At 28.1% G+C, this 10,045-nt stretch carries 9 protein-coding genes; 1 reads left to right on the plus strand and 8 read right to left on the minus strand.

Annotation, left to right across the window (positions count from 1 at the left end):
* Positions 1–12 precede the first annotated feature (12 nt).
* Genes L8V85_RS06295 through secA form a run of 6 tightly spaced genes read right to left on the minus strand, consistent with a single transcriptional unit; the run spans position 13 to position 7,391 of the window.
* Positions 13–921, minus strand: a complete 909-nt coding sequence (locus L8V85_RS06295; protein WP_133319331.1) for a radical SAM protein — start codon at positions 919–921, stop codon at positions 13–15.
* A complete protein-coding gene (gene hemE, locus L8V85_RS06300) occupies positions 918–1,940 on the minus strand; it encodes a uroporphyrinogen decarboxylase (protein ID WP_263737686.1) in 1,023 nt (340 codons plus the stop codon). The genes L8V85_RS06295 and hemE overlap by 4 nt, the downstream gene beginning before the upstream one ends.
* 14 nt (positions 1,941–1,954) lie before the next feature.
* A complete protein-coding gene (locus L8V85_RS06305) occupies positions 1,955–2,461 on the minus strand; it encodes a YqhA family protein (protein ID WP_087699510.1) in 507 nt (168 codons plus the stop codon).
* 11 nt (positions 2,462–2,472) lie between these two features.
* The gene (locus L8V85_RS06310; protein ID WP_263737687.1) at positions 2,473–3,489 is read right to left on the minus strand and encodes an aspartate-semialdehyde dehydrogenase; all 1,017 of its coding nucleotides are present in this window, start codon (positions 3,487–3,489) and stop codon (positions 2,473–2,475) included.
* A gap of 12 nt (positions 3,490–3,501) precedes the next feature.
* Positions 3,502–4,791 (minus strand): sigma-54-dependent transcriptional regulator, encoded by a 1,290-nt coding sequence (locus L8V85_RS06315; RefSeq protein ID WP_263737688.1) that lies wholly within the window; start codon positions 4,789–4,791, stop codon positions 3,502–3,504.
* Positions 4,792–4,799: 8 nt separating this feature from the next.
* Entirely contained in the window at positions 4,800–7,391 is a 2,592-nt protein-coding gene (gene secA, locus L8V85_RS06320; RefSeq protein WP_263728759.1) for a preprotein translocase subunit SecA, read from the minus strand.
* A 119-nt stretch (positions 7,392–7,510) separates the two neighbouring features.
* Here secA and lolA point away from each other — a divergent pair, with 119 nt between their 5' ends.
* A complete protein-coding gene (gene lolA / locus L8V85_RS06325) occupies positions 7,511–8,017 on the plus strand; it encodes a LolA-like outer membrane lipoprotein chaperone (RefSeq protein ID WP_220566718.1) in 507 nt (168 codons plus the stop codon).
* On the opposite strand, the gene L8V85_RS06330 is transcribed toward lolA, so the two are convergent.
* On the minus strand, positions 8,018–8,668 hold the full coding sequence (locus tag L8V85_RS06330) for a flagellar basal body-associated FliL family protein (protein ID WP_263737689.1): 651 nt from the start codon (positions 8,666–8,668) through the stop codon (positions 8,018–8,020).
* The gene (locus L8V85_RS06335; RefSeq protein WP_263737690.1) at positions 8,665–10,011 is read right to left on the minus strand and encodes an ATP-dependent DNA helicase; all 1,347 of its coding nucleotides are present in this window, start codon (positions 10,009–10,011) and stop codon (positions 8,665–8,667) included. The genes L8V85_RS06330 and L8V85_RS06335 overlap by 4 nt, the downstream gene beginning before the upstream one ends.
* Between the last annotated feature and the right edge of the window lie 34 nt (positions 10,012–10,045).

Here is a 10,045-nt window from a genome sequence, read left to right on the forward strand (position 1 = left end):
TTTTATAAAAAATTACGCTTTTTTGTAAAATTTTACTCCTGCTAAATTTTCTACAACAATTTTTCGTTCTTTAATTAATTTTTCTAATATATCTTTACTATGCTGACTAAATTTGTTTTCTATGTCAAATTCACTTTGTGCTCTAAGCTGCAGCATCTTCAAGAGCTCTTGGATATTAAAATCAATTTTTTCACCTTTGTAATAATGTTTAGCAAGCACAACAGGCACACTAGTAATATACATACTTAATTCTTCCAACTTTTCCAAAGATATACCTTTAACAGGATACGCAGGCGGTCTATCTATAGTGCTAAAATCCACTCTTGATGGTCTTATCTTGTCAAATGCCTCATTTAAAGCCAACATCTCATCTTTGTTATCATTCAATCCCTTGACAATTAAAACTTCCATAACAAGCTCACCCAAAAATTTCTCTCTAAAGGCGATCATTTGTTCTATCATTGTTTCAAGTTTTATTTGCTTTAAAGCCCTATCAACTCTATAAAAAGTTTTTTCCATTGCACTATCAAGACTAAATTTAACTACATCAATATACATTAAAGCATCAAAAATATCCGAATTTAAAACTCCACTACCATTGCTTAGGATTAAGAGTTTTTTATCTTGTTTTATTTTATTTAACTCATAAACTAATTCTTTTAAATGAGGATATAAAGTAGGCTCACCATTTGCAGTTAATGTTAAAAAGTCAAATTGCACATTACCTTTCAATACACTTTGTACTTCATCGATAATATTTTTTATTTTAGGATAAATTAAAGATTTTTCCAAAGGCTTTGCAGCTTGTAATTCACAATAAACGCAGTCAAAATTACATTGTTTTTGATTTGGACTTAAATCAATTCCCAATGAAAGTCCAAATCTTCTTGAACTTATAGGCCCAAAAGTTATTTTACTCACTTTTTAGATTTCTCTTGAACTAGCTTGATAAAATATTTAGCATTATCAACAGGAATATCAGGTAAAATTCCATGTCCGAGATTAAAAATATGTGCACTATCTTGCATAATATTTAAAATTTTATCCACACCTTGTTCAATAGCTTTTTTATCATAGAGTCTGCAAGGCTCCATATTACCCTGCAAAGTATATTTAGTGCCTAGTTTTTCCTTAGCCAACTCTAAAGGGGTACTCCAATCTACTCCAAAGACATCAAAATTTCCATTTATATCATCTAAGAACCCACTTACCCCTTTAGGAAATAAAATCACAGGAATATGCGGATATTTTTCCTTTATAAAATCAGCAATTTCAAGCATATATTTAAAAGAAAACTCAAAAAACATTTCTTTTTCTAAAGCACTTGCCCAACTATCAAATATCTGTATAGCATTAGCACCTGCTCTAATTTGCTCTTGAATATAATACTTTAAAACAAAAGTAAGTTTAGATAAAATTTGATGTAAAAATTCAGGATTTTGATAGACTAATTTTTTACACTTTGCATAATTTTTACTACTACCACCCTCTATCATATAAGTAGCAATAGTCCAAGGACTTCCACAAAAACCAATCAAAGCTTTATCTTGTGTAAGTTTTTCTCTAGTAAATGCTAGTGCATCATAAACATAAGAAAGATTTTTAATGCTTTTTTCAACATCTAATCTTTCCAATTCTTCTTTTGTTTTAATAGGATTTGAAAATATAGGGCCCTCGCCTTTTTCAAATTTTAAATCCATACCCATTTCTAAAGGTACTACCAAAATATCTGAAAAAATAATAGCTGCATCAACACCCAAAATATCTACTGGTTGTAAGGTAACTTCACTCGCTTTTTTATAATCTTTACAAAGTGATAAAAAATCTCCAGCACTTGCTCTAACCTGCATATATTCAGGTAAATATCTTCCTGCTTGGCGCATCATCCAAACTGGAGTATAAGAGGTTGACTTTTTAAAACATGCATCAATAAAAATCATTTTTATTCCTTATTTTAATGATCACTTTTGTGTAAAAAATAAAGTCCTATACAAAGAGCTAAAATAGAACCTGCAAGATAAGTCATATCCAAAACCGTATTTAGTTGCATTTGCAAAATTCTTTGGAAAAAATTTACAACTAAAACCATAATAATAACTTTTGCAAGTTTATCTTTTAGTTGATCTAAACTGTGCACTTCTAAAACTTTTGACTGTTTAGTTTGTTTAAATTCTTCTATTTCACTAATAAAAAGTTCATAAATTCCAAAAGAAAATATAAATAAAACTAAAGCCATTAAATATAAATCTACAGCCCCTATAATCAAACCAACAATATCCTCATGCAAATCTACCGTAGAATTAGGCAACATAAAATACTCAAATACATATTTTAAAACTTTAATCACATCATAACTTGCAATAAAAAATAAAACAAAAGCTCCTATAAGGCCAAAAATTACAGGCAAAATAGTGACTAAACGGCTTTTAACTAATAAATTTTCAAAAAATCTTTCTAACATTTTTCTCCTTTTTAAACCAATTCTAACCATTTTTGCGCAATACGCACTGCATTTGTAGCAGCTCCTACACGAATTTGATCAGCCACGCACCATAAATGCAAAATATTTTTATGATTAATATCGCGTCTAATTCTTCCTACATAAGTTTCATTAGTATCGCTTGTAAAAAGCGGCATAGGATATTTTTTATTTTCTACATCATCAATCACAACAACACTTGGTGCTTTAGAAAGTATCTCTCTAACCTTAGCAACATCAACATCTTTTTCAAAATGCATAGTAATGGCTTCACTATGACTTCTAAGCACAGGAACTCTTACACAAGTTGCTGAAATTTCAAGTTTTTTATGCAATATTTTTTGCGTTTCATTTACCATTTTTAATTCTTCTTTAGTGTAGCCATTTTCACTAAAAACATCAATTTGAGGAATTAAATTTAAAGCTAAGGTATATGGAAAAGTTTTTGCCTCAAATTCATCTAATTTAAAAGCAAAAAAACTTTGCATTCCTTGAACTAATTCTTCCATACCTTCTTTACCTGCACCACTTGCTGCTTGATAAGTACTTACATCTACTCTTTTTAGATTAAATACATCATCAAGTGGTTTTAAAACATGCACCATTTGTATAGTAGAGCAATTTGGATTAGCAATAATTCCTGTTTTTTCCCAATCTTTAATATCTTCGCTATTGCATTCAGGAACTACCAAAGGAATATTTTCATCCATTCTAAAATGACTAGTATTATCAATCACTACAGCACCACACTCTACTGCGTATTTTGCATACTCAGCACTTATGTTTCCTCCGGCACTAAAAAAAGCAATATCTACAGGATTTTCTTTAAAAACATTTGGAGTTAATTCTTTTACTTTATAACTTTTTCCCCTAAATTCTACTTCACTACCTGCGCTTTTTGCACTTGCTAATGGTAAAATACTTTCAACCGGGAAATCAAGCTCATCTAAAACATTTAAAAGCTCTTCTCCGACTGCTCCAGTTGCACCTACAATGGCTATTTTTTTCATCATCCATCCTTTTTAAGTAATATTGTATTTTTTCATTTTTTCACTAAAAATTTTCTCACTCATCCCTATAAGCTTAGCTGCTTCTGCAATATCTTGCGAATTTTTTAAAGCTTCTAAAATCAATTCTTTTTCAAGATTTTTAATATCTTTACTTTTTCTACTTTCTAAGAATAAATCTTGAGCGCTAATCTCATCATTTTCACTTAAAATACAAGCTCTTTGTATAATAGAAATCAACTCTCTAATATTACCTGGAAAATCATAAGCTAGCAAAGCATCTTGTGCTTCTTGACTTAAAGTTTTTTCATTAAAATCATATTCTTTACATGTATCAAGTAATACCTTTTGTGCAATTTGCAAAATTTCTTCTTGACGCTCTCTTAGTGGTGGTATATTAATAGGAATAGTATTAAGCCTATAATATAAATCTTGTCTGAATTCATTATCTGCAATCTTTTTTTCTATATGAGCATTAGTTGCACTAATAATTCTTACATCAATCTTTATACTTTTAGTACTTCCCAATCTTGTAATTTCTTTTTCTTGTAAAGCTCTTAATAATTTTGCTTGAATTTCATAAGGCATTTCACCTATTTCATCTAAAAACAAAGTGCCTTCATTAGCAAGCTCAAACAACCCTATTTTAGTAGTATTAGCATCGGTAAATGCACCTTTTTCAAAACCGAAAAGCTCACTTTCTATCAAATTTGATGGAATTGCTGCCATATTAATAGCCACAAAAGGTTTTTGTGCTCTTTTTGAATTTTTATGCACAAAATTTGCAAAAACTTCTTTACCTACCCCACTTTCTCCAAAAAAAAGCACACTCGCATCTGTCTTAGCAGCCTTAGTAGCCAATTTTAAACAATCTTCTAAAGCTTTAGAAGTGCCATAAAAATCTTGATTTTCTTCTTTTTTGATAATCTTTTTGTTTGTTTTTTTAGAAGTCTTTTCTTGAATTATTTTTGCGCGTTTTATCGCAGTTACTAAAGTATTAATATCAAATGGTTTTACTAGAAAATCTTTTACTCCAAGTCTTACTGCTTCTATGGCACGATTTAGCGTTGCATTACCTGTAATAATAATAAAATCATATTTATTCTCACAAGCTTGCACAAATTCAATACCATCCATACCCGGCATATTAATATCTGTAATAATCAAATCAACATCATCATTTAGTTTTTTTAAAGCTTCAGTTGCTGATTTATAAGATTTTATAGTAAATTCCTCATACTCACTCAAAGCAATTTCGAGTGATTTTCTCATATTTATATCATCTTCGACTATAACCAAATTCATTTCAAACCTTAAGCTAAAATACCTTTTTTGGGACCACTTTTACCATGGCATTCTTTATATTTTTTACCACTACCGCAAGGACAAGGTGAATTTCTAGGTACTTTGGTAACTTGTGCTTCACCATTTTCATCAACACCACTTTCTGTGGTATTAGCTAAAAACTGCTCATTTTGTTCATGACTTTTTTCTTCAAAATTTTGTGCTTCTTTTTGAGTAAAAACTACATTAAATAGTAATTTCAAACTATCAAATTTAACACGCTCAACAAGCTCCATAAAAAGATTATAGCTTTCTTTTTTATATTCTACCAAAGGATCTTTTTGATTATAACTTCTTAAACCTATACCAGTTTTTAAAATATCCATTTGGTATAAATGTTCTCTCCATAGATTATCTAAAATTTGAAGATATAAAATTCTTTCAATTCTTCTAGCTTCTTTATCTTCAATAATACTCATTTTATCTTTGTAAGCTTTTTCTAAAATTTCACTTAATTTATTTTCTACTTCAATTACACCTAAATCTTTAAAATCAGCTTCGCTAAGCTCAAGATTACACTCATAACTTACTTTTTGTTTTAAACTTTCAAAATGCTTAACATCATCTTCAAGTTCTGCATTTAGATAAATTTGACTTACTAAGTGATTACTATACTCAGCAATATTTTTTAAAATTTTATCTTGCAAGTCAAATTCTTCATCTAACAATTCATTTCTATAATTATAAATAGTCTTTCTTTGTTCATTTGCCACATCATCATATTCAAGCAAATGTTTTCTGCTCTCAAAATGCAAGCTTTCAACTTTTTTTTGCGCATTCTCAACAGCTCTTGTAACAATACGACTTTCTATATGCTCGCCCTCTTCTATACCTAATCTTTCCATGATATTTTTTATGCGATCACCACCAAAAATTCTCAAAAGATTATCCTCTAAACTTAAGTAAAATCTACTTACACCAGGATCACCTTGACGCCCTGCACGACCACGAAGTTGATTGTCTATTCTTCTGCTTTCATGACGCTCAGTTCCTATAATATAAAGCCCACCTAAAGCTCTTATCTCATCATCTATTTTTATATCAACCCCACGACCTGCCATATTAGTAGCTATAGTCACTGCACCTTTTTTACCTGCATCTTGGATAATCAAAGCTTCTTGCTCGTGATTTTTAGCATTAAGCACATGATGAGGAATGCGTTCTTTTACAAGCATATTATGAAATACTTCACTTCTTTCAATACTTGCAGTTCCCACTAAAACTGGCTGACCCTTTGCATTTGCTTTTTTTATCTCTTCAATAACTGCTTTAAATTTTTCTTCTTGAGTTTTATAAATCAAATCATCTTTATCTATTCTTGCAATTGGTATATTTGTAGGTATAGAAACTACATCTAAATTATAAATTTGAGAAAATTCCGTTGCCTCAGTTTGTGCAGTACCTGTCATGCCTGCTAACTTTTTATACATTCTAAAATAATTTTGGAAAGTAATATCTGCTAAAGTTTGACTTTCTTCCTGAATTTTTACCCCTTCTTTAGCTTCTAATGCTTGGTGTAAACCATCACTAAAGCGTCTTCCCTCGCTTAATCTTCCCGTGAATTCATCAACAATTACAACTTCTTTATCTCTTAATACATAATGCACATCTTTTTCAAATAAATTATGCGCTTTTAAAGCCTGGTCAAGCTGATGGGCCAATATTGCATTATCTAAGCTATATAAATTTTCTACTCCAAATAATTTTTCAGCCTTAGAAATTCCAGCCTCTGTAATCATAATAGTTCTATTTTTCTCATCGACAACAAAATCACCACTTGGCAATTCTTGAGGAGTAGTAGCTGCTTGGCCTTTTTGCATTTGTTTTGCTACTTCATTTGCTTTAACATAGCCGTCTAAAGTTCTATTTGTAGGCCCACTTATAATAAGCGGAGTTCTTGCTTCATCTATTAAAATACTATCTACTTCATCAACTATAACAAAATTATGCTCTCTTTGTACTTTTTCAAGCTTTGAAAATTTCATGTTATCGCGTAAATAATCAAAGCCAAATTCATTATTTGTACCATAAGTTATATCACACTCATAAGCTTTTTTATGTGCCTCATCACTATTTTGTTCTGAAAGTATCACACCTACACTAAAACCTAAAAAATTATAAATAGCACTCATTTGCTCTGCATCTCTTTTAGCCAAATAATCATTTACGGTAACCACATGCACACCCTTACCACTCATAGCATTTAGTACAACAGGTAAAGTTGCAACCAAGGTTTTACCTTCTCCAGTTTTCATTTCAGCAATTTTTCCATCATGTAAAACCATACCACCAATTAATTGCACATCAAAATGACGCATATTAAGAGTTCTTTTTCCTACTTCTCTAACTATCGCAAAAACATCATTCAGTATTTGGTCTAAAGTTTGTTCTTCTTTTTGAATTTGTGTTTTAAATTCTATAAATACTTGTTTTAATTCATCATCGCTTAAATTTTGGTATTTTGATTCTAAAGCATTAATTTGCACAACCCTCTTTAAATATTTTTTTACTTCTCGATCATTTTTTGTGCCAAATATTGCTTTAAATACACTAGAAAACATTTTTTTACCTTTAATTACAAAAATATATGCTAGATTATACCTTGAATTTAATTAGAACTATATAAAAAGTTTTGTTTGGATAAATTTTATATAATTTACAAAATTTTTAAAGGGTAATTATGAGATATTTTATATTTTTAATATTATTTGTTTGTAGTATTTTTGCTTTTGATATAAATTTTAAAAATTTTAGTAGTGATTTTGAACAAAAGGTGCAAAGCAATAATTCTTCACTAAATTATAAAGGAAATTTTATCATTACTCAAAATAAAGCCTTTTGGAATTATACTAAACCAAATAAAAAACAAATTTATATCAATCACAAAGAAGTTATTATCATAGAGCCTGAGTTAGAACAAGCCATTTATACTCAATTGCAAAATTTACCAAATCTTCAAGAAATTTTTAAAAATGCAAAATTAATATCTCATGAAAATTATGAAGCAAAATACGAAAATATCACATATAATATCAAACTAAAAAATGATAATCTTAGTAATATTTCTTATAAAGATGAGTTAGGAAATTTAGTTAGTATTTATTTTTATAATCAGAAATTTGATCAAAATATCAACGAAAATATTTTTATACCAAAAATCCCAAGCCATTTTGATATTATTCAATAATCAAAATGGTATTTCATTAAACAAATCTTGCTGTTCTTTACTTGGAGCTAACATTTGCATTTGAGTTTTTTCCATGGTTTTTAAAATCATATCCATATTCTCTTTACTTGTGTTAGTATCTTGATTAAAACTTTTATTATCATCTTTATCATTGTTGTTTATTTGATCGGTATTTATATCTTTTGATTGAGTATTATTTTGATCCGTATTTTTTGCAACTTTGGAATTATCTTGAATTTCCTTTTGTTTGATAGTTTTTATTGTATTGTCATCTTTTTTTTCCAAATCATTTATAAAACGCTTAAATTCTTCCAAGTCAAACTTAGCTACCGAATTAATTTTTAAAATATAAATATTTTTAATTTGAGTTTTATATTTTTTATTACTAAATTTAAGCAAGGTTTCTTTAAAATTATTTTTACCAACTTCTGTAAATAAATCTTCATAAAAATAACTAGATACAATGGTATTTAAAGCATCTATAATTTTCTTTTGATCTAAATTTTCTCCTTCAAAATCTAAATTCATTTCAATTTTTTTTAAAGTATTATTTCCAACCTTTGAATATAAATCAGTTCTAAAATTTTCTATACTCAAGGAACTAGCATGGATATTAAAAAACATTAAAAGCAAAACTATAATCCATTTCATATTATCTCCTCATCTTCTTCTAAATCTATAAATTTTTCTTGTAAATAAAATTTTTTCACTTCTTTATCGGTTTTTAAAATTCTTAAAAAATAATCCTCAAAAGGCATTTTATAATTATATATGATTTTTAAACTACAAGGATTAATGGCCCTTGATAAACATACATATAATTGTCCTTTTTCAAAAATTCCATCAATATCACATATAAGCTTATCTATACTCATACCTTGAGATTTATGGATTGTTATAGCATAAGCTAACTTTATCGGAAACTGAATAAATTTTGCTTTTACTTTTACTTCTAATTTTTCTTCATCATCTAAATCATATTCTTCCAAAATATACTCATAAACCTTTAATCGCAAATTCTCACCATTGCTTTTTTCTATTAAAATATATTCTTGCTCTTTATCTTTTATAAAATCTAAAATAATTCCTTGCTCTCCATTGTAATAATTTTCCTCTTTATTATTTACACAAAAAATAATCTTAGCGCCTATTTTTAATTTTAACTCCTCTAAAGAATTTAATCCTTTAATCCACTGTTCGTAAGTTTTATCATCTAAAATATGATCTAATTTTTCCATTCTTGATTTAAATATTTTTTCTTTACCTTGCAAAAGATTTAATTTTTTAGCATTTATACAATTAGCTTTTTTATTTGTAGCACACAATAGGGTATATTCATCCATATACTCAAGCAAATCTTTTGGATAAATTAACATTTTTTTAAAAAAACTTAGTATTTCTTGATTTACTTTACCAATTCTAAGAAAAAATAAATATTCATAAAATTGTTTATCCAAAGTTCTTTTAGTAATACTAAGCTTTAAATTGACAAATTTTAAATCATTCCAAGTTTGAGAAGAAAAAGCATATAGAGTATTTTGAAATAAAGTGTTTTGATTCTCTTTGTAGTTTATTACAGGTGGAAGTTGAAAAAAATCACCGACTAATAAAATTTTGCCACTAAAGTCACTTCTTGTTAATCTATAATAAATCATTTCCATCAATGAAGCACTTACCATAGAGATTTCATCAATAACCAACAAATCACATTGCTTTAAAATTCTCTTTAATTTTTCTAGTTTATCCCTTTGCTTTCTATCTTCATAATATAACTCATCATAATTTTGACATCTTTTAAAAGCAAAAAAACTATGTAAAGTAACTCCTCCTATATTAAATGCACTTAATCCAGTAGAACCTAATACAACAACAATTCTACCTTGTTTTCTATATAATTTAACAAGTTCTGTAGTTAAGAATGATTTACCAACTCCAGCAGAACCACTTAGAAATATATTATTATCTTTTAAGAAAAAATCTAATTTATTTAACATCATCCTAATATTATATTATAATCTACTAAAACTC

The sequence above is a fragment of the Campylobacter sp. IFREMER_LSEM_CL2090 genome (genome assembly GCF_025771865.1).
Taxonomy (GTDB): Bacteria; Campylobacterota; Campylobacteria; order Campylobacterales; family Campylobacteraceae; genus Campylobacter_D; species Campylobacter_D lari_D.